The sequence below is a fragment of the Pseudoalteromonas sp. SCSIO 43088 genome, from assembly GCF_023650795.1.
GTDB lineage: Bacteria > Pseudomonadota > Gammaproteobacteria > Enterobacterales > Alteromonadaceae > Pseudoalteromonas > Pseudoalteromonas shioyasakiensis.
In genome coordinates this window covers 3,229,880-3,250,121 of record NZ_CP072675.1, presented here as the reverse complement: position 1 = coordinate 3,250,121, position 20,242 = coordinate 3,229,880, and the positions used below count along the sequence as shown (strand labels likewise).

The window sequence follows — 20,242 nt, the reverse complement described above, 5'->3', positions numbered from 1 at the left end:
AAAACGGAAGAGATAATCATGGCCTTGAAACGTATTTTAGCGGTTGATGATGAACCATTTAATTTAGAAATTATTGAAGAGATCCTTGAGGATCTCGATTTTGAGCTGAAAATGGTTAATAGCGGCCCAGAATGCTTAGAAGTCGTTGAAGAGTTCGACCCTCAAGTGATTTTACTCGATGTGAGCATGCCACAAATGAGTGGTTACGATGTCTGTCGTAAGCTCAAAGAAAACCCCAATACGCAAAAAATTATTGTGATGTTTGTCTCAGCCAGAGGCACCGTTGAGGAGCGCATGGAAGGTTATTCTGTTGGTGCAGAAGACTACATTGTTAAACCATTTAGCCATAATGAGCTCAAGCTTAAGTTACAACATTTGAATCAAGTGCTAATTGAAAAGGAATCGCTAGAACAACAAGTTGAAGATGCTACGTCAACGGCATTTAATGCGATGGCAAACAGCAGTGAAATGGGACAAATTGTTAATTATATTGAGCATATAGGTTCAATAGATAACGAACATGAACTCGGCAAAGCCTTTTTAAACTGTTTAGGTGCATTTGATTTACAAAGCAATGTGGAGTTTAGATTAGATAACGAAGTATTACATTTCTCTGTGTCGGGTGTGTGCTCGCCGATTGTGATCGAGCTGTTTGAAATGCTGAAAAGCAAAGGTCGATTGCACGAGTTCTCAAATCGGATTTTAGTAAACTATGAAATGATCAGTTTGCTTATCTTAAATATGCCTGGGCAAGACCCCGATAAGCATGGTCGAATTCGAGATCATATTTGCTTTTTAGTCAGTGTTACAGAGCAGCAGCTTAAAGCGATTCTCACTAAAAAAGAGCTACTTCAGCAGCAGCAACAGTTAAATGATGCTGTAAGTAAGGTGCACAGCAAATTTACAGGTTTGATTGAGCTTTTAAATGAAAACCGTATCAATAACGAAGCTGTATTTAAGCGGCTTCAAGAAGACTTAGAAAGTCGCATACCGACCATGGGCTTAGATGAAGACCAAGAGGTGTTCATCTATCAAAAGGTCGATGAAACCATTCAAAACTCAGTGGCTCGAGAGGAGTCAGTAAAAGGGGTTAAAGCAGCCTTTAAAGAAATTGAAAATGACTTATCACTATTATTAACGCGATAGGGCAAAGCTTGAACTAGTCATCAAGCATCTCTGGGTAGGCCTTTTTCAACAATGCGAATTAAGCGCGCCGTTTTACGAAGCTTTAACTGGCGCTTATTTTTTTGCTGATCAAGCGCCCACTCGATATGCTCAGCGACCAAAGCTGTAGCGGTTGTTAACCTTTGCTCTAAAGCCTCGATTATTTGCTCGTTGTAATCAGCGTTACCTAATCCGACAGCAAGGTTTCTTAACCAGCGCTCGTGACCAATACGGCGTATAGGGCTGCCTTCGGTATTTTTAAGAAAGGTTGCTTCATCCCATGCAAATAAAGTCAGTAATTCTTGATCTTTAAGTTGCTTTCTTGGGTGAAAGTCAGCTTCATCGGTGAGTTGACCGTAGCGATTCCATGGGCATACTAACTGACAGTCATCACAGCCATAAATGCGATTCCCTAACAGTGGGCGATACTCTTCAGGAATTGCGCCTTGTAATTCAATAGTAAGGTAAGAGATACATTTACGGGCATCGACTACATAAGGCTCGACAATCGCACCGGTTGGGCACAGTGTCATACAGGCAACGCATTTCCCACAGCCTTCAAAGCTATTCTCATCATCAATAGGTAGTGGTATATCAACAAACAGCTCCCCTAAGAAAAACCAAGAGCCCGCTTCTTTATTGATTAATAAACTATGTTTTCCACGCCAGCCCAAGCCTGCCTTTTCGGCTAGTTGCCTTTCAAGCACTGGAGCTGAGTCAACAAAGGGACGAAAGCCGAGCTGGCCAACTTGCTGCTCTATTTTTTGGCCTAACTTTTTCAGACGGTTGCGAATTAACTTATGATAGTCACGACCCAATGCATAGCGACTAATGTACGCTTTATCAGTCTGTTTGAGGTTTTTAGCAAAGCTTGCATCAGGCGGCAGGTAGTTCATTTTTACTGAGATGACTCGCTGCGTGCCAGGTACCAGCTCTGCTGGGCGCGCTCGCTTCATACCATGGGCTGCCATGTATTCCATCTCACCGTGATAGCCTAAATCTAACCAGCGCTGTAGCTGCGCTTCATGCTTCGTTAGGTCAATATCAGTGATCCCGACTTCTGCAAAGCCAAGGTCTTTACCCCATTGCTTTATTTGCAGTGCGAGTTGTTCATAATCAATAGAAGGAGTTGTCACGGTCAATAAAAAAGTAGCCAAGAAGCGGCTACTTTAACATAGTTTGACTCAGAGCAGCAGTTAAAAGCCGATCACACAAAGCGTTTTAACTGCTCTTGGGTTTGTTGGCTCAGTTTATGGGACTGTTGGCAATCAGCGAGTGATTCATCAATTTGCTGCTTAGCTTGCTCACCCAAAGCCACAATTTGCTCAACCGTTTGATGGGTCTGGGTTTGGGTTTGCTCTAGTAAATGCACCGCGCTGACAATCTGTTGTAGTTGTTGTTGGTTTTGCTCAAATTCGCCAAGCATATTGCTAAAGCCTGTTGAGGTGTTGCTAATGGCAGTTTCAGCTTCACTCGAGTGGCTAATTAACTGCTCAGACTCTTTATTGGTTTCGCTAACGAGGGTGTTCATCTGATTAATAAAATCGCTGATCTGGCGAGTTGCATCGTTTACTTTAACTGAGAGCGATCTAACTTCATCGGCAACCACCGCAAAACCTCGGCCTGCTTCACCTGCACGTGCCGCTTCAATTGCAGCATTTAGGGCAAGCAAATTGGTTTGGTCAGAAAACTCTTCAACCATTTTTAAAATGGCGCGAATGTTCTCGCTGTTTTCTTTAAGGCCAGACACCGTTGCTGAGAAGTTACCCAAAATTTGGCTAATCATCGCGACCTTTTTAACTAATGCCGATAACTCAGTGGCTGAGTGCTTAACAAAGTTTAAGTGTTCACTATTAACATGATGCACGCTGTCAGTATTTGCTGAGATATTCTCAAGGCTTGAAGTAATTTGGTTGCTTGAATCAGTAATGGTTTGGCTGAATTTTATTTGCTGGTGGCTCATTTCTGCAGTTTGCTGCATTGAATGAGTCATCTTTGAACTACTATCTGCACTGGCTTGTGCACTTTGGTAAGTGGTGGCTAATAGGTTTGCTAAATGAACAGTAAAGGTATTGTACTGCTCACTTAAATCACGAAACTCATCATAGGTAAAATGCGGTAGCTTGGCAGATAAATCAGCATCATGGCGGTTGATTTGCTCAAGTGTATCGCGCATTGCTTGCACTGGGCGCACAATTAAAAAGCGCATGTAGAAAACAGTAAAAATAAAGCTGGCGACGATAACAAAGGTCATTAACCAAAATAGTCCCATACCAGCTTGTTGCTCTGAAAGGCTGCTATAAAGCCAGATCAAAGTAATGGCTTGAAACGCAAACACAAAACCTAAATTACCGACAATCTTACGTGTGAGGGTGTAAAAGAAAGTTTGTTCGATAAAATTGTAAATGCGCATATAGCTACTCATTAAGGTGTTGTGTTGATTCATTTTGGCGTAATTTTTTTATTATTCAATGTCACATAATTCAACAGTATAGCTTAGTTTTGTTGAGTTACAGTGACTGCAGTGTCATTTGTGTATGACACGGAAAATTAGTAAAAATACCATCTACGCCATACTCTAGCATTAATTCGATATCTTCCACTTTATCGACCGTGTAAGCATAAACTTGAAGGCCGCGTTGTTTTGCGTCAGCAACAAACTCATGGTTTATAAAGTTTTTATCTACATGAATGCTATAGGCATGGAGTTTTTGCGCAAACTCGCTGTAATTAATTGGAATAGAAGCGGTAAGTGCACCAATCTTTACCCACGGCAATTTTTGCTTTAGCCACATCAGTTGGTGGTGATCGAATGAAGAGACTAGCAGGTTATCCCGAGAAATTTTCCCAGCGCTAACGTTTGATTCTATAAGCTCTACAAATTTATCTAACGAAAAAGTATGTTTAAGCTCTAAATTAAGTAAAGTTTTATCAGCAACCCAATCGATTGCTTGTTGTAAAGTGGGCACACACTCGCCATTGCCTGCATCGTATTGTTGAATTTGCTCTTTTGAGCAGGCGTTTACTTTACCGCGACCAGAGGTTGTACGATCAAGCCAAGTGTCGTGAATAATCATGTAATCATCAAGGCAGCTTTGCACATCAATTTCGATGCCATCTACTGCTAAATCAACAGCTGCGATAATGGCGCTTTGAGTATTTTCTGGGTAGGTACCACTGGCACCTCTGTGAGCGAATACTTTCATCATTGCTTATACCTACGAGTCACTGACCATGTTTCATAAAAAGCGGCACTAATCACCAGTGCGCCACCAATAAGAGTGCTAATTGAAGGTTGCTCATGCAAAATTAAAAAAGCGAAAAACGTACCGTATAAAGGCTGCAAACACGATATCAAACCAGCGGTTGAAGCTGATAAGTTTTTTAGGCTTGCTGCAAACAGTGAGTGCGGTGCTGCTGTAAAAATAACTCCTACGGTAATTAATAGCAGCCAATTTATTGTATCAACTTGTAATGGCGGTACTTCGACAAAGGCGCACAGCATAATGCAGGCGATCCAAGTTTGATAAAGCATGGTTTGTGGGCCGCCATATTGGCTAAAGTAACGCTTGTGAACGATATTTCGAAACGCAAAAAAGAACGCTGACAAAATGCCAATAGCAATACCTAGGGTGACATCATTGCCTAAGCTGGCATCAGGAATAAGTAAATAAATACCAAGCATCACCACCAAGGCGCTAAAAATATCTTTGAGCTGTGGTTTACTGCCATGAAATAAAGGCTCTAAAAATACCGTGATAACAGGGTAAGTAAAAAAGGCAATCATACCGACTGCAATACCTGCTAGTTGCATACCTGCGAAGTAGGTGAGCCAATGTATTCCAACAGTGACGCCAAGTAACAAGGCTATAAGGTAGTCGCGACGCGAGTGAAGCTTAATCGCTTTGTGTTGAATTGTAAGTAAGATCAGTAAGGCACAGCCTGCAATTGCTGTTCTGTAAACGGTAATATCTAATGCACTTAAGCTGACTAGCTTTGCGAATAATGCAGTACCACCAAATAGGAGTACTGCAATATGTAGATATATTAGGCTCTGTTTGTGCGCCTGCATTACAAACCTTGTTATTGTTGTTATTAACTCTCTTTGTAACGGTAATCCTTTACTTTGTAAACTCCCCAAATGGGCTAATCCATTCGTTTAGTTCCAATATTTCCATCCCTGCAAGTAATAGTGCAGCACATTAGGCTCATCAAGCGTCGATACTTTTTCATTGTTAGCGCTAATATCCGGGGTAAAAATAAACAATTGTGCGTCATTTTCAGGGCGGTAAAAGCGGGTTTTAACATGCAATACTTGTTGGTTACTGCACATCAAGTTGCAAGCCATAACAAAGCCCCATTCGCCAAAAGAGGGCACATTCAAATGATAAGGCAAGGTGTGCGTAAAGCCTGCTGCACTGAGCGTGTTATTGATAGACCAAAATGCTTGCTTCGCAAAAAATGGGCTGGTGGCCTGGGTCACTACAATACCGTTATTTGGTAGTCGTGTTTTTACTAGTTGATAAAACTGCTGACTGTAAAGGCGAGCTAAATTGATTGCTTTTGGATCCGGTAAATCAATAAAAATAATATCGAACAGCTGTTCGTTTTGCTCAATAAACACATAAGCATCTTGATGAATAACCGTCACTTTAGGGTCACTGAGTGAGTGCTTGTTAAGTGTTGTCAGGTTGTGATTAGTTTGCGCAAGCTTAGCGACTGCTGGATCTAAATCGACTAGGGTAATAGATTCTATTTGCGGGTACTTCAAAAGCTCTCTAGCTGCTAAGCCATCGCCACCGCCTAAAATTAGAATACGTTTGGCATTACCATGGCGCACCATAGCGGGATGGATAAGCGCTTCGTGATAGCGATACTCATCAATCGATGAAAACTGTAAGCCACCGTTTAAATAAAGCCGAATATCATCTTTATGACGAGTCAGTACGATTTGCTGATAGGGTGTTTGCTCTGAGTGTACAACACGGTCATCGTAGATTTGGCTTTGCCAAAGATGGGTGAGCTGTTTACTAGCAAATAAGCAAAGCACTAATACTGAGCAGACTAAAACTAATGTGAGTCTAAGCACTTTTCGACGATTTGGGCTGATATGGTCGATAAAGTACCACAGCAATAACAGCGCAATACTTAGATTCATTAAGCCAAAGCTTAAGGCTGTTTTAAAAACCCCAAGCCAAGGTAAAAATAGAAAAGGAAACAGTAAAGTCGCAAGCAGGGCGCCAAAGTAGTCAATAGATAACACATTGGCGAGGTTTGCTTTTAGCGCATAATGTTTTTCCATTAGGCGACTTAACAGCGGAATTTCTAAACCAATCAAAATACCAATTAAGCTGGTGAGTAAAATACTAATTGCTTGCAGTGGTAAGCCAAACGCATAACAGAAATACAATAAGGGCACACTTAAGCCACCAAGTAGTGCAAGCAGTAGCTCAAAACCGATGAAATACACCAGCAATGGCTTATCAGGCACAAAACGCGAAAAATAAGAGCCAACTCCCATTGCCGCCATATAGACGCCAATTGTCAGAGAAAATTGGGTGATGCTATCACCCAAAAAGTAGGCACCAGTGGTTGCGATCAGTAGCTCATAGATAATTGAGCAAAGGCCAGCAACAAAAATACTAAACAGTAAAATGTGGCTTTCGCGAATTGAGTTATTTTCCACCTGGGCCGCCTCGTGAACGGAAACCTGCACTGCCAATACTTTGTTCACGCAATTGTTTATCAACGCTTATCGTGAGGTGGTGATAGGAGTAAACTTGCCAATCTTGCTCTTTGTCACCTTTGCTATATGCCAAGAAGGAAAAGAAGAGCACGGGTGCTAAAAACAGTAACGCAATAGGCCAAACTGAGATACGCGATTCCATTGCTTTTATAGCCTCAGGGTTTAACTTATTGATTGGTTTATAAGTAATATCGGAGCCTTCACGCTCAGCTTCTAAACGATGCAGCATTACAAATAGCGCTACACCGCCGATGAAGCCAGAAATCCATAACAGCGGTAGCATGAAATTACTGTTACCTTTGATTGGGATTATACGAAACGTATAACTAAAATGTTCGGCACGCTTATTTGGGCCAAACGTACTACTGACGTAGGCGCTATATTGCCCCTTCTTAGGGAAGTGGACATCGTGATGAGTATAATCACGGTACTCAGTCCATTTACCATCTGAATCGTGTCCGGTTTCGGCCCAAAGTTCATCAGAGTAACTAAATAAGTAGTTACCATCAGGGTCAAAAATTTCGATATCAATGGCTTTCCATGAGTTTAAAGGCAGTCTGCCTTTAATTTCTAAGCGCATCATTTGGCCATCTTCTGGCACTGTAAATAGGTAAGGTTTGTCTTGTCCGTCGTAGTCTTTAAAGTTGCCATATTGGCCACTAATAAGTGGCGCTTGTAGATCTGCACGTATCACTAAGCAAACAACAAATGTGATAGCGGCAATAATAAAAAGCTTATAGATGTTCATCCATTACTCCATAAATAAGCTTAAATAGCGATAGTGATGATAACAGCAACACAGATTGCAATGCTGCTTTCAATAACCGCAACGGCGGTGTTTTTGTCGTGCATTGCTTGGTCGAGTGAAATTTTGCTAAAGATAATTTTATCAACGAGGTAACGCACAATTGGTAAAATTAAAAAGCCAAATAATGCGTCAATAAAGAATAAGCTTAAGCTTTGTTGCCAAGTATGAAAGCCACCAATAAGCGCATGACACAAGATAATAGCTAACGCCAACATGGTGCCAGAAAAGCTAAGCGCAACGGCTTTGTTGCCTTTTTCGAGCTGTTCGTGAAGATTAAAAGCAGTGAGGTGATCATAGCCTTTGGCAAAAATGATCAGCATTAGTTGCCCTAAAAAATAAAACACTATGGCTGATAACCAGCTGCCTTCACCGGTTAATGCGCCACCAATGATAAGTGCTGCGGCCATATAGTTTGCTGCTTGTACTAAGCCCACAGCCTCATTTTGTTGGTTAATTAATTGCTCTTGGTTACAGAACAAACGCAGCAGTAATTTGTCATTTAAAATACGTGAGCAAGTTAGCAGCACCATACCTAATACACTGTACAGTGATACATTCATCAAATCGCTTAGTAAACCTTGACTAGGCCCAGCTAAAACAAAGCCATAAATAATGGTAATTGCCCCTAAGTAGCCGCCAATAGATAAACCCAAGGCACTGTTGGCATTGTCGGTTAACTGGTTGGTGGTGTTATAAGGGGTTGCTAAGTTATACGACAGTTTTGCAACGGCTATGATTGCAATGAATAGACCAATATAGGCGCTGTTGTAGGCCATCGTTGCGAGGTAGTGGGTTAAGTTAATATCCATATAATTATGTTAGCTTGTTGTTATTTTCCGAAAATATTAACACAGAGTGTTTGTTGCAAAGAATATCAAAGCTTCATTTTTGGCAGAATTAATCAATTTCTTAAAAGTTTCATAGCTTTTGCCTGTCTCATTGTTAGGTTATGGGTTAAAATAACAACATAACCAACTAACAAGATAGTGAATGTCAAAACAGGATCCAAATCTCAGTCGAGAACAAGAAAAGTACGAAAACCCCGTCCCTAGCCGTGAGTTTATACTTACTCACTTAGAATCTCGCGCCAAACCAGCAAACTTCACACAACTTTGTGACGAATTACATGTGAATGATACAGAGCGTCAAGTTGCGTTCAAACGTCGTTTACGTGCTATGGAGCGCGATGGTCAACTGTATTTCAATAAGTTTAAATGCTACGCATTGATCGATGAATCTGGCCTAGTTAAAGGCAAAGTCATTGGTCATCGTGACGGATTCGGCTTTTTAGAAGTTGAAGGTGAGAGTAAAGATTGGTTTATCGCGAAGCACCAAATGAATATGGTGTTGCACGGTGACATTGTGCTTGCTAAAGGCAATCGCAAAGGCTCAAGTGGCAAATGCGATGCACGCATCATTAAGGTTTTGACCAATGAGCGAGCCCCGATTGTTGGCCGCTATTTTGTTGAGCATGGTATTGCAGTTGTTGTGGCTGAAGACCCACGCATAACGCAAGATATTATGATTCTACCGGGTAGTGAAAATGGCGCGCGCCACAACCAAATGGTGCAGGTGCAAATTACCCAAAACCCAAGCCGACATATGAATGCGGTAGGTAAAGTCACTGAGGTACTGGGTGAGCACTTAGCACCGGGTATGGAAATTGAAGTTGCACTACGCAATCACGATATTCCTCACGTTTGGCCTGAAGCGGTTGAAAAGCAAGTTGCTCATTTAGGTGAGTTTGTTGATGAACAGGCAAAGCAAGGTCGCGTTGATTTACGTGACTTACCGCTGGTGACAATCGACGGTGAAGATGCCCGAGACTTTGACGATGCCGTTTATTGTGAGCGCAAACCATCAGGTGGTTGGCGTTTATGGGTGGCCATTGCCGATGTGTCGCACTACGTAGGAATGAACACGCCTCTGAATAAAGAAGCGATTGAACGTGGTAACTCAGTATACTTCCCTGAGCAAGTTATTCCGATGCTGCCAAAAGTGTTATCGAATGGCTTGTGCTCATTGAACCCAGAAGTTGACCGTTTATGTATGGTTGCTGAGATGACGGTGTCAGAAGCGGGTAAGTTGTCTGGGTATAAATTTTACGAAGCGGTGATGAATTCACACGCTCGTTTTACCTACACTAAAGTGAATGCGATTTTACAAGGCGATGAAAAGCTGCGTGAAGAATACGCCAAGATGGTGCCACATTTAACTGACTTACAGCAAATGTACATGGCACTTAAAGCTGCTCGCCAAGAGCGTGGTGCGATTGAGTTTGAAACCTTAGAAACGCGCTTTGTGTTTAATGCACATCGTAAGATTGAATCAATCGTGCCTGTGGTTCGTAATGATGCACACAAACTTATCGAAGAGTGCATGATTTTAGCGAACGTATCGGCAGCCCGATTATTAGAAAAGCACGAGGCGAGTGCGCTTTATCGTGTGCATGATGAGCCTGATGCTGAAAAGCTTGGTTTCTTCAGAAACTTTTTATCAGAGCTTGGTATCGAAACTGCGATTTCTGATGAGCCAACACCAAAAGAAATAACCCAAGTGTTAGCTAAATTAGGCGACCGCCCAGAAGCTGAGCTTATTCAAACCATGTTGCTCCGTTCAATGAAGCAAGCGGTTTATCAGCCAGATAACATTGGCCACTTTGGTTTAGCTTTACCTGCCTATGCCCACTTTACATCGCCAATTCGTCGTTACCCTGATTTAGTGGTGCACCGTGCAATTAAAGCGGTACTTAAAGCGCAAGGTCAGCAAACATCGGGTGAGTATGCCTACACTGATGACGAAGTTGATATTTTAGGTGAGCAGTGTTCAACCACTGAACGCCGTGCTGATGATGCGACTCGCGAAGTGGCAGATTGGCTTAAATGTGAATTTATGCAAGACCATGTTGGTGACGAATTTGGTGGGGTGATCTCATCGGTAACTAACTTTGGTTTATTTGTACGCTTAGACGATTTACAAATCGACGGCATGATCCATGTAACTAACCTGGGCAATGAGTACTTCCATTACGATGGTGCTAAGCATTGCTTGATTGGTGAACAAACTCACACCGTTTATCGTCTAGGCGATAAATTAACGGTTCAGGTGTCATCTGTCAGTCTTGATGAGCGACGTATAAACTTAGTGTTAGCAGGTGAGGCGCAACAAGACCGTTATGCGCGTCGTCGTGGCCGTAGTGCCCCTGCAAAACCAAGTGTTCGAGCCCAGCTTAAAGCAGGTAAAATTCCTGGTAAAAAACCGCAGTCAGGCAGCTTTGAGGCAAAATCAGGCGACAAAGAGAATGAAAAACGTGGCAAGTCTTCACCTTCTAAAGGGCGCAAAAAGCCTAATAGTAAACAAGCTGATGCTGTAAAAGCCGGCAAAAAGAAGAGTAAGAAAAAAGCCACCAAAAAGGCAAAAAGACCGGGTAAGAATGCCCGTAAACGTAATGGCCGAGGAGCAAATAATACGTGAGTAATGAATTAATTTTTGGTTTTCACTCAGTTGAAGCAATATTAGCAAAAGAGCCTGAGCGCTTTTTAGAAATATACGCTTTAAAAGGGCGTGAAGATAAACGTTTAAACCCGGTTATTGACCAAGCACGTAAATTCGGTATTTCTGTACAATTTATGCAGCGTAAAGCGCTTGATAATAAAGCAAATGGTGAGCAGCACCAAGGCATTATCGCTAATGTGAAAGCGGCGCGCATGTATAACGAAAAAGATCTAGATGAGATCATAGCCCGTGAAGAAACGCCTTTCTTATTGGTGCTTGATGGTATAACAGATCCGCATAACTTAGGTGCCTGTTTACGTAGTGCAGATGCTGCGGGCGTGCACGCGATCATCGTTCCTAAAGATAAGTCTGCAAAACTGAATGGCACAGCGCGTAAAGTAGCATGCGGTGCGGCAGAAACAGTGCCATTGGTGCAAGTAACCAATCTTGCGCGTACGTTACGTGAAATTAAAGATGCTGGCGTTTGGGTTGTCGGCACTGCCGGTGAAACAGATACAGAGTTATTTGATGCAAATCTAACAGGGCCAATGGCTGTTGTTATGGGTGCTGAAGGGGATGGTATGCGCCGCCTTACTCGTGAGCATTGTGATTTATTAGTTAAAATCCCAATGGCTGGTTCGGTATCTAGTTTAAATGTGTCAGTTGCGACCGGTATTTGTTTATTTGAAGTGTTACGCCAGCGTAATGCAACGCAAATCTAACTGCCGCGAAAATTTCAGACACAAAAAAAGCCGATGTTACATCGGCTTTTTTGTATCTAACAGTTCTGATTAGATTTTTGCAAAAGCGTCTTGTAGTGGTGGTACTACTTGCTTCTTACGGCTTAATACGCGATCTAACCAAACGCGACCGTCTTCTGATTTAACATCATAGGCAGCTTCGATTACTGATACGTCATCAGACGCAATTAGCATTTCAGAGCCTTCTTTCATGATATCAGTTAACAGGAGTAATACTGAGTGGCGACCGCCTTCTTCTTTAAGCTTTGCGATGTCAGCTTCAAGATCTGCTTTGATCTCATCAAATACAGCAAGGTCGATAACTTCTAGCTGGCCAATACCTACTAGCTTACCGTTCATGTTGAAGTCTTTGAAATCACGCATTACTAAATCGCGTGCAGGCGTGCCTTCAACTGCTGATTTAACCTTGAACATTTCCATGCCAAGTTCTTTGAAATCTTCAATACCAGCGATTTCAGCAAGTGCTTCAACACACTTGATGTCAGCTGTTGTACACGTTGGTGATTTAAAGATTACAGTGTCGCTTAAGATAGCGCATAACATGATGCCTGCGATATCTTTTGGAATCTCTACGTTGTAGAAGTCATACATCATTTTGATGATAGTGTTTGAACAACCAACTGGACGGATCCAACACTCAAGTGGTGTTGATGATGTTAAATCGCCTAGTTTGTGGTGATCAACAACACCTACAACACGTGCTTCATCGATGTCATCAGGTGCTTGTGTTTTTTCTGTGTGGTCAACGATATAAACGTCTTCGCCTGCGTAGCTAAGTTTTAGCTCAGGTGCTTCGAAACCGAATTTATCTAGGATAAATTGTGTTTCAGGTGATACTTCACCTAAACGCGTCGGGATCGCAGGTTCATTGATCTGGTTTTTTAAGTAAGCAAGCGCAATTGCACCGCAAATTGAATCTGAATCAGGGATCTTATGACCCACTACATACATTGACATTGACGGAACTCCTTTAAATTTGGCGGATATTTTAGCAAAGTATCGACAGATTGATACATAACAGACATGAAATTTTGTTGATCAATTACAACTGCCAATTAATGTCCTTTTTGGTTACACTTTAAGATATTGAAAACTGAGGAAGATACTGATGCGCTTGAGCCGAAAAGCATGGAATAATGTAGTGATTATTTCGATGCTATTGATGATTTTTTTCTTCAATGGCCTACATAAAAAGCTCAATACACAGCCCGTTGAAGAAGGAGTACAAGCATTACTCCCAGAGCAAAGCTTCATTTTAGCAATGGCATTTCCAGAATTAAAAATCGAGCGTATCGGCACCTCTTGGCGTAGCCAATCACTACAAGAAACCACATGGCAAGGCGATGAGCAGCAGCTCGAACAACTTGTTGAACTTTGGCAACATCAAAAACTGACTATTGCCAGTCTCCCTGTTAGTAAAATTTCACAGACATCGGCTGATTATGTTGCCTCCGTGTGGCTAGCCGGGGAGCAGTTGCCAGCGGTGTATCAGTTGTACAACATAGATCAGCAATACTATTTATTAGATAAACGGTTACAACGAGTATTTGAGCTTGAACAAGCTGATGCGGCTAAGTTGTTTCCGTTATACCCGTTTTAAGAGAGTCACAGATGCCTGAATTACCAGAAGTTGAAGTTAGCCGTTTGGGAATAACGCCGCATGTGCTTAACCAAACAGTGACCAAAGTAAATATTCATAACGCCAGTATGCGTTGGCCTGTGCCTGATGATGTATATCAATTACAAGGACTTAAAGTTACTTCAGTGGAGCGTAGAGCAAAATATTTATTACTCGGTTGTGAGCTGGGTAGTGTTATTTTGCACTTAGGAATGTCGGGCAACTTACGAGTTGTGAGCGCAGATGAGCCATTAAAAAAGCACGACCATATCGAATTTATTTTAGCCTCAGGTAAAGCGCTAAGACTCAACGACGCGCGTCGCTTTGGTGCCTGCTTATGGCAAGCACCAGGCGAATGTCATACCTTGCTAACCAAGCTTGGACCGGAGCCTCTTACCGATGAGTTTGCTGCAAAGCGTGTTTACGAACAGTCTAGAAATAAAAAAGTACCAATTAAACAGTTTATTATGGATAACGCTGTGGTCGTTGGTGTAGGTAATATCTATGCCAATGAGTCGTTATTTAAGGCCGGAATTCACCCGAAACGAGAAGCCGGCAAGGTGTCTTTAAAGCGTTATCAGCAATTAGTGCCTATTATTAAAGAAACACTTGCTGCGGCTATCACGCAAGGCGGCACAACATTAAAAGATTTTGCTCAAAGTGATGGTAAGCCCGGTTATTTTGCCCAACAATTACTAGTTTATGGTCGCAAAGGTGAGCCATGTGTAACGTGTAAAGAGCCATTAAAAGAAATTAGATTAGGGCAAAGAAGCACTGTGTACTGCTCTAATTGTCAAAAATAACAAAGAATCCCTCATCTATGTAGTATTGCAACAGATAGCAAGATAGAGACAGGCTTAAGGAATGAGAAGGTTGTATGCTATTAAACAAATACGTCATAGGGTGCGTGTGCTTAGCGGCACTGGTGGGTTGTTCTAAAGAGCAACCTCAAGTTATCGTTGAAGAAGTGGTTACCGCTGAGGTTAAGCAGTTTGATGTGCCGCTGTATGGGAATTACGTGGCGCGTACAGACGCATCACTTGATGTTGAAATACGCGCAAGGATCACCGGCTTTGTACAAAGCGTAGAATTTGTTGAAGGTAGTTGGGTAAATGAGGGAGATTTACTCTACACCATTGATGATAGACCCTACCGAGCAAAACTTAATCGCGTTAAAGCGGCGCTGCAAAAAGACCAAGCAGCGCTGGCAAAAGCAAAGCGCGATGTTACTCGTTTAAAACCCCTCTACGAGCAAGATGCAGCAAGTCAGCTCGACTACGACAATGCAATTTCTATTCAAGAGCAAGCGCAAGCGTCATTATCAGCAACCCAAGCAGAACTTGAAGAAACCAAGCTTGATTTAGAATATACCCGTATTACGGCGCCAATTAGCGGCATGGTTGGTAGCTCTGAAGCCGATCTCGGTGCTTTGGTCGGCAGTAACGGTATTTCACTCCTTACTACCATTCAGCAAATAGACCCTATTTTCGTTAATTTTAATATGTCGGCACTTGATTACTTGAATGCCAAGCGGCGTATGACCAGCATGATGGAGCAGCTACAAGCCGAACAACAAGGCAAGGCACTTGAGGGCTTTGTACGTATTTCTTTGCCTGATGGCAGTGAGTATCGATATTGGGGTGATGTGAGTTTTACCGATCCTAAAATTAGCCCGAAAACGGGCACCTTTAAAGTAAGAGCAAAGCTGCCTAACCCTAATAGTGAGCTATTACCTGGGCAATATACAAAAGCACGGATTAAATTATCCGAATTGAAAGATGCCATTGTCGTCCCTGAGGAAGCTACACAAGTTGAGCAGGGCGGTATTTATGTGATGGTGGTACTTGACTCAGGTGAGATAGAGCGTCGCTTTATTGTTGTTGAGCATTACGGTGAACAAGGGATTGTTGCCAGCGCTGGCTTGAGTGCCGGTGAGCAAGTGGTGGTGAAAGGTTTGCATCGTATTCGTCATGGTCAGCAAGTAAAAGCGATTTCGTTAGCCGAGTTTGAAAAACGCCAATTAACGCCAAACACGGGCACTATTCCACTGGCGCCAGATAAACCAAGCAAACAAGATGATGAAAAAAATCAGCAGGGAGCTTAACTATGTTTTCGCATTTTTTTATCAAGCGTCCAGTGTTTGCTATCGTTATTTCGTTAGTTATTTTACTCACAGGCTTGGTCTCGCTCTTTACTCTACCGATTGATCAATACCCTGATATTGCTCCGCCGTCGGTTAAAGTGTCTGCTTCATTCCCTGGCGCAACGGCTGAGACCGCATCGGAGTCGGTAGCCATTCCTCTTGAGCAAGAATTAAATGGCACACCGAATATGTTGTATATGGAGTCAAAGGCAACTAACTCTGGCAGTGTTGGGATCACACTCACCTTTGATGTTGGCACCGACCCAGATCTCGCCCTTGTTGATGTGCAAAACACCGCAAGCCAAGCAGGTAGTAATTTACCTGTTGATGTGCAAACTGAAGGGGTGAATGTCTCTAATGAAAGTTCCGTTGAGCTGTTGAAACTGGCACTGACCTCTGATGATCCTCGCTATGACGAAATCTATTTGAGTAACTACGCCAGCATCAATGTTGAGGCGGCTTTAAAGCGTGTTCCGGGGGTTGGTAAAGTGCGTAACACCGGCTCGCGTTCTTATGCTATGCGGGTCTGGTTAAAGCCCGATATTTTAGCGGGTTACGAATTAACCGTGAATGATGTGACCGCAGCAATCAAAGCACAAAATAAAGAGGCCGCTGCTGGGGAGATCGGGGCTCAGCCAATGAGCGATGCAATTAAGCTTAATTTTCCGGTGCGGGCACAAGGACGGCTTAATAAGGTTGATGAGTTTAATAACATTATGTTGCGAGTTAACAGTGATGGCTCGATGATCCGTTTGCGAGATGTTGCAAGGGTTGAGCTGGCATCGTCTGCGTACACTTTAAATTCAAAACTAAATGAACAGCCCGCCACTATTTTGCAGGTTTATATGTTACCAGGCTCTAATGCATTAGCGGTTACTGAACGTGTTAAGGCTGAGATGGAACGCCTGAGCGCGGCTTTTCCAAAGGGAGTGAAATGGCAGTTATTTTATGATGCATCTGAGTTTATCAAGCTGTCGATTAATGAGGTGATCAATACCCTTATTCAAGCGCTGATCTTAGTGATTTTAGTGGTGTATTTATTTTTGCAAAACTGGCGAACAACTTTAATACCCGCTTTAGCTGTGCCGGTGTCAATAGTGGGTACCTTTATCGCCTTGGCTGCATTTGGATTTACCATTAACAATGTCAGTTTATTGGCTATGGTATTGGCAATCGGCATCGTCGTTGATGATGCGATTGTTGTAGTCGAAAGTGTTGAGCGATTGATCAATGAGCAAAATATGGAGGTAGTTGCTGCTACTAAGCAAGCGATGACAGAGCTTTCTGGCGCCATAGTGGCAACCTCTTTAGTACTGGCAGCGGTGTTTGTGCCGGTGTCATTTTTAGCCGGTATTACGGGCATTATGTACCGAGAATTTGCGATTTCAATTACCGTTGCGGTACTCATTTCGACCCTAGTTGCGTTAACCTTAAGCCCTGCTTTATGTGCGATTTTCTTAAAACCTAGCCTCCCATCAAACAATAAGATTTTTGTTAAATTTAATAATTGGCTTGAAGGTGTTGGCAAAAAATACACCTGGCTTGTAAAGGCATGCTCTGAAAAAGCAAAACGTAGTTATATTGGCTTTTTTATAATGCTAGGTGGCTGTTACTTTGTGTTCAGCCAATTACCAAGTAGCTTTATGCCGCAAGAAGATCAAGGACGCTTTTTTGTTGATATTACCTTGCCAGATGCGGCAACGGTCTCACGTACCAACGAGGTGATAAGTAAAGCTAACCAATTTGTTATGAGCCATGCTGGGGTGGCTTATTCATTCACGCTAGCAGGTGAAAACCGCCGTGCTGGTAGTGCGCAATCACATGGTCAAATGGAGGTGATTTTAAAGCCTTGGCAAGTGCGTGCAGAGCAAGGTTTTACGGTCACGAGTGTGATGAATGATATTCGTAAGCAGCTGTACGCCATTCCCGATGCTGAATTTAATGTGTTTCAGCCATCGGCTGTGGCGGGGCTTGGTTCGGGCTCTGGTGTTGAGTTTGCGCTGCAAGAAAAAACAGGAGGCAACTTAACGGGTCTGGTTGAATCGCTCGAGGTACTGCTGGCAAATTTAAATAACCGCCCTGAAGTTGCTAAAGCAAGTAGCTCACTGCGTGGCTCAGTACCTCAGCTATTTTTAGAGTTAGATAGAGAAAAAGCCATGGCATTAGAGGTGCCGATTGCCGATGTTTACAGCACAATGAAGGTGCTTACTGGCTCATCAACAATTAATGACTTTAATTTATTTGGCCGGGTTTATCGGGTTAAAGTTCAGGCTGAAGATGAATTTAGGGCACGCCCTGAAAACCTCAACGAATTTTATGTGCGTTCAAAAAATGGCGCTATGGTGCCATCAAATGTGCTTGCTAAGTTAAATTTAACAACCGGTCCGTCTGCAATAAACCGCTTTAATATGTTTACCAGTGCCATGGTGAATGTATCGCCAGCTGAAGGCTATGCATCGGGAGATGTAATTGACGTAATTAAAGAAGAAATGGCAAAACTACCGCCTAACCTTGGCTATGAATGGACAGGATTAACCTATCAAGAAATTCGCTCATCGGGTCAGCTAAGTATCGCTATCAGCCTTGCTATTGTGTTTGTATTTTTATTTTTAGCGGCGCTCTATGAAAGTTGGAGCTTGCCGTTTGCTGTACTACTAATAAGCCCGATAGCTATGTTGGGAGCCTCTGTATTGACCTTAGTGACGGGGCATGAAAACAATTTATTCTTCCAAGTCGCATTTATTGCATTGATAGGCCTTGCGGCAAAGAACTCTATATTGATTGTTGAGGTGGCAAATCAGCTTTATCAAGAAGGTATGAATGCCGTTGATGCTGCAATAGAAGCCGCCCGTTCTCGCTTTCGGCCTATATTAATGACTGCAGCCTCTTTTGTGCTTGGTGTATTGCCGTTAGTACTTGCTTCTGGCCCCGGAGCGGTTGGTCGGCAGTCGGTATCTATGCCTATTTTAGGGGGGATGTTACTAGCAAGCTCTATCGGCATTATATTAGTTCCGCTGTTTTTTATTACCGCTGCACGCTTTGTAAAAAAACAGCAAACACCGGCCTTTAAAGTAGTAGAGGAGCAAGTCGATGCATAAATTGCTGCCATTGCTTTGTTTCGCTTGTATTCAAGGCTGTGCTGTAGGGCCAGATTTTGAAATACCTGATCATAGTGAAGTTGCTAATTTTATGGGTGCAGCAGCTACGCCACAGTCTGAAGCTTTAGCGGGATGGAAGCAAATATATAGCGACCCTCATTTGCAAAAGCTGATTAGCCAAGCGCTTCTTAATAACCAAGATATGTTAATTGCGCAATCGAAAATTATTGAAGCGCGAGCTCGGTATCGAATTACCGATGCCGCTTTATGGCCAGATGTAAGCATAGGGCTTACTTCAGAGCGAGAAGAAGAGCTTAATAGCAGCCCCGAAAATACCTTTGATTTAAAAGGTTACTTAAGTTGGGAGCTAGATTTATTTGGTAGTAACCGACGTGCAAGCGAAGCCGCACTGGCAAATTATTATAGCCAAGAACAAGCAAGAAACGCGTTGCAGCTCGCCTTGATTGCTGATGTTGCGCAGCAGTTTTTTGCCCTTAAAGAAGTTGAAGAGCAATTAAATATTAGCCTGAGTACGATTAAGCTTCGCGAGAAGGAGCTTGAAATTGCGCGTATTCGTAAAAAAGGCGGTATTATTTCAGGGCTAGAACAGCGCCAAGCCGAGGTTGAATTAGAATCAGCGAAAGTGAAGATCCCGCCTTTACAGCACAGTGAAAGGCGGATTATTAATCAGTTAAAGTTTTTGATTGGTGATGCCAATGCTGATGTGCAAGGGGGGAATGAGTTATCTGTACAAACCCTTCCTAAGCAATTACCTACAGGACTACCTAGTGAACTGTTAAAGCGTAGACCAGATGTGCAGCAAGCAATGTATCAATGGCAAGCGGCCATGGCTGAGATTGGGGTCGCAAAAGCGGCTTTATTTCCAAAACTTAATTTATATGCAGAGCTTGGCAGTGAAAGCACTGATTTTAGTGATTTGCTCGCCAGTAATTCGCAGGTTTGGTTGCTGGGCTCAGAGCTGTTAATGCCAATATTTAATATGGGACGCAATCAGGCAAATTTAACGGTGGCGGAACAACGAGCTTATCAGGCAAGTATTCAATACCAAAAAACAGTGCTGGTGGCACTGCAAGAAGTAAGCAATCAGCTTTCGAACTATCAGTCGGCAGAGCAAAGCTATGATGCGCAAAGGAGCTTGGTGCTCAGTAGCCAAGATTACTATCGCTTAGCACGCCTTAGGTATAGCAATGGTGTTGCCAGCTCCCTTGATTTAATGGATGCACAGCGCCAGTTATTTTCGGCAGAAATAGCTTTATCGCAGGCAAAGAATGATCGTCTGCAAAGCCTAGCAACGCTTTATAAAGCACTTGGTGGCGGATGGTATGAATTAAGCGAACAGGAACTGGAAAAAGAAAAAGTGGTAGATTAATTAAAAGAGCATGCAAAAG

Annotated in this window: 16 protein-coding genes; 8 read left to right on the top strand and 8 right to left on the bottom strand. The window is 42.7% G+C overall.

Annotated features, from left to right (window positions below; translation table 11 throughout):
• The first annotated feature begins 18 nt into the window (after nucleotides 1–18).
• Nucleotides 19–1,146 (top strand): response regulator, encoded by a 1,128-nt coding sequence (locus J8Z28_RS14955; protein WP_062566481.1) that lies wholly within the window; start codon nucleotides 19–21, stop codon nucleotides 1,144–1,146.
• Nucleotides 1,147–1,166: 20 nt separating this feature from the next.
• On the opposite strand, the gene queG is transcribed toward J8Z28_RS14955, so the two are convergent.
• The 7 genes from queG to J8Z28_RS14920 form a co-directional block, all read right to left on the bottom strand.
• Complete coding sequence (queG, locus tag J8Z28_RS14950) at nucleotides 1,167–2,300, bottom strand: tRNA epoxyqueuosine(34) reductase QueG (protein ID WP_062566600.1); 1,134 nt, start codon at nucleotides 2,298–2,300, stop codon at nucleotides 1,167–1,169.
• A gap of 71 nt (nucleotides 2,301–2,371) precedes the next feature.
• Nucleotides 2,372–3,589, bottom strand: a complete 1,218-nt coding sequence (locus J8Z28_RS14945) for a methyl-accepting chemotaxis protein (protein WP_062566480.1) — start codon at nucleotides 3,587–3,589, stop codon at nucleotides 2,372–2,374.
• An 85-nt stretch (nucleotides 3,590–3,674) separates the two neighbouring features.
• Entirely contained in the window at nucleotides 3,675–4,373 is a 699-nt protein-coding gene (locus J8Z28_RS14940; protein WP_054561032.1) for a glycerophosphodiester phosphodiesterase, read from the bottom strand.
• On the bottom strand, nucleotides 4,370–5,236 hold the full coding sequence (locus J8Z28_RS14935; protein WP_058585886.1) for a DMT family transporter: 867 nt from the start codon (nucleotides 5,234–5,236) through the stop codon (nucleotides 4,370–4,372). The genes J8Z28_RS14940 and J8Z28_RS14935 overlap by 4 nt, the downstream gene beginning before the upstream one ends.
• 87 nt (nucleotides 5,237–5,323) lie before the next feature.
• Nucleotides 5,324–6,850 carry a polyamine aminopropyltransferase gene (locus J8Z28_RS14930; RefSeq protein ID WP_082710970.1) on the bottom strand — a complete coding sequence of 509 codons (1,527 nt, stop codon included), beginning with the start codon at nucleotides 6,848–6,850 and terminating at the stop codon, nucleotides 5,324–5,326.
• Complete coding sequence (locus J8Z28_RS14925) at nucleotides 6,840–7,658, bottom strand: hypothetical protein (RefSeq protein ID WP_062566478.1); 819 nt, start codon at nucleotides 7,656–7,658, stop codon at nucleotides 6,840–6,842. Before J8Z28_RS14925 ends, J8Z28_RS14930 begins: the two co-directional genes overlap by 11 nt.
• Nucleotides 7,659–7,678: 20 nt before the next feature.
• Entirely contained in the window at nucleotides 7,679–8,527 is an 849-nt protein-coding gene (locus J8Z28_RS14920; protein ID WP_062566477.1) for a DUF350 domain-containing protein, read from the bottom strand.
• A 181-nt stretch (nucleotides 8,528–8,708) separates the two neighbouring features.
• Here J8Z28_RS14920 and rnr point away from each other — a divergent pair, with 181 nt between their 5' ends.
• Together rnr and rlmB are read left to right on the top strand one after the other, a co-directional pair.
• On the top strand, nucleotides 8,709–11,192 hold the full coding sequence (gene rnr / locus J8Z28_RS14915; protein ID WP_062566476.1) for a ribonuclease R: 2,484 nt from the start codon (nucleotides 8,709–8,711) through the stop codon (nucleotides 11,190–11,192).
• The gene (gene rlmB / locus J8Z28_RS14910) at nucleotides 11,189–11,935 is read left to right on the top strand and encodes a 23S rRNA (guanosine(2251)-2'-O)-methyltransferase RlmB (protein WP_054561023.1); all 747 of its coding nucleotides are present in this window, start codon (nucleotides 11,189–11,191) and stop codon (nucleotides 11,933–11,935) included. The genes rnr and rlmB overlap by 4 nt, the downstream gene beginning before the upstream one ends.
• Nucleotides 11,936–12,004: 69 nt before the next feature.
• On the opposite strand, the gene J8Z28_RS14905 is transcribed toward rlmB, so the two are convergent.
• Nucleotides 12,005–12,931, bottom strand: a complete 927-nt coding sequence (locus J8Z28_RS14905; RefSeq protein WP_250659650.1) for a manganese-dependent inorganic pyrophosphatase — start codon at nucleotides 12,929–12,931, stop codon at nucleotides 12,005–12,007.
• Between the two features lie 151 nt (nucleotides 12,932–13,082).
• Here J8Z28_RS14905 and J8Z28_RS14900 point away from each other — a divergent pair, with 151 nt between their 5' ends.
• The 5 genes from J8Z28_RS14900 (at nucleotide 13,083) to J8Z28_RS14880 (ending at nucleotide 20,223) form a co-directional block, all read left to right on the top strand.
• Nucleotides 13,083–13,574, top strand: a complete 492-nt coding sequence (locus tag J8Z28_RS14900) for a hypothetical protein (RefSeq protein WP_054552702.1) — start codon at nucleotides 13,083–13,085, stop codon at nucleotides 13,572–13,574.
• Nucleotides 13,575–13,585: 11 nt separating this feature from the next.
• Nucleotides 13,586–14,395, top strand: coding sequence for a bifunctional DNA-formamidopyrimidine glycosylase/DNA-(apurinic or apyrimidinic site) lyase (gene mutM, locus J8Z28_RS14895; RefSeq protein WP_054552701.1), 810 nt, complete (start codon nucleotides 13,586–13,588; stop codon nucleotides 14,393–14,395).
• Between the two features lie 74 nt (nucleotides 14,396–14,469).
• Nucleotides 14,470–15,696, top strand: coding sequence for an efflux RND transporter periplasmic adaptor subunit (locus J8Z28_RS14890; protein ID WP_062566474.1), 1,227 nt, complete (start codon nucleotides 14,470–14,472; stop codon nucleotides 15,694–15,696).
• A 2-nt stretch (nucleotides 15,697–15,698) separates the two neighbouring features.
• Entirely contained in the window at nucleotides 15,699–18,833 is a 3,135-nt protein-coding gene (locus J8Z28_RS14885) for an efflux RND transporter permease subunit (protein ID WP_062566473.1), read from the top strand.
• Entirely contained in the window at nucleotides 18,826–20,223 is a 1,398-nt protein-coding gene (locus J8Z28_RS14880) for an efflux transporter outer membrane subunit (protein WP_062566472.1), read from the top strand. The genes J8Z28_RS14885 and J8Z28_RS14880 overlap by 8 nt, the downstream gene beginning before the upstream one ends.
• Nucleotides 20,224–20,242: the final 19 nt, after the last annotated feature.

Excerpts from the sequence above, each read along its gene's own strand:
- J8Z28_RS14955 (WP_062566481.1), top strand. The coding sequence starts at position 19 with ATGGCCTTGAAACGTATTTTAGCGGTTGATGATGAACCATTTAATTTA.
- J8Z28_RS14945 (WP_062566480.1), bottom strand. The coding sequence starts at position 3,589 with ATGAGTAGCTATATGCGCATTTACAATTTTATCGAACAAACTTTCTTT.
- J8Z28_RS14940 (WP_054561032.1), bottom strand. The coding sequence starts at position 4,373 with ATGATGAAAGTATTCGCTCACAGAGGTGCCAGTGGTACCTACCCAGAA.
- J8Z28_RS14935 (WP_058585886.1), bottom strand. The coding sequence starts at position 5,236 with ATGCAGGCGCACAAACAGAGCCTAATATATCTACATATTGCAGTACTC.
- J8Z28_RS14925 (WP_062566478.1), bottom strand. The coding sequence starts at position 7,658 with ATGAACATCTATAAGCTTTTTATTATTGCCGCTATCACATTTGTTGTT.
- J8Z28_RS14920 (WP_062566477.1), bottom strand. The coding sequence starts at position 8,527 with ATGGATATTAACTTAACCCACTACCTCGCAACGATGGCCTACAACAGC.
- rnr (WP_062566476.1), top strand. The coding sequence starts at position 8,709 with ATGTCAAAACAGGATCCAAATCTCAGTCGAGAACAAGAAAAGTACGAA.
- J8Z28_RS14905 (WP_250659650.1), bottom strand. The coding sequence starts at position 12,931 with ATGTCAATGTATGTAGTGGGTCATAAGATCCCTGATTCAGATTCAATT.
- J8Z28_RS14900 (WP_054552702.1), top strand. The coding sequence starts at position 13,083 with ATGCGCTTGAGCCGAAAAGCATGGAATAATGTAGTGATTATTTCGATG.
- mutM (WP_054552701.1), top strand. The coding sequence starts at position 13,586 with ATGCCTGAATTACCAGAAGTTGAAGTTAGCCGTTTGGGAATAACGCCG.
- J8Z28_RS14890 (WP_062566474.1), top strand. The coding sequence starts at position 14,470 with ATGCTATTAAACAAATACGTCATAGGGTGCGTGTGCTTAGCGGCACTG.
- J8Z28_RS14885 (WP_062566473.1), top strand. The coding sequence starts at position 15,699 with ATGTTTTCGCATTTTTTTATCAAGCGTCCAGTGTTTGCTATCGTTATT.
- J8Z28_RS14880 (WP_062566472.1), top strand. The coding sequence starts at position 18,826 with ATGCATAAATTGCTGCCATTGCTTTGTTTCGCTTGTATTCAAGGCTGT.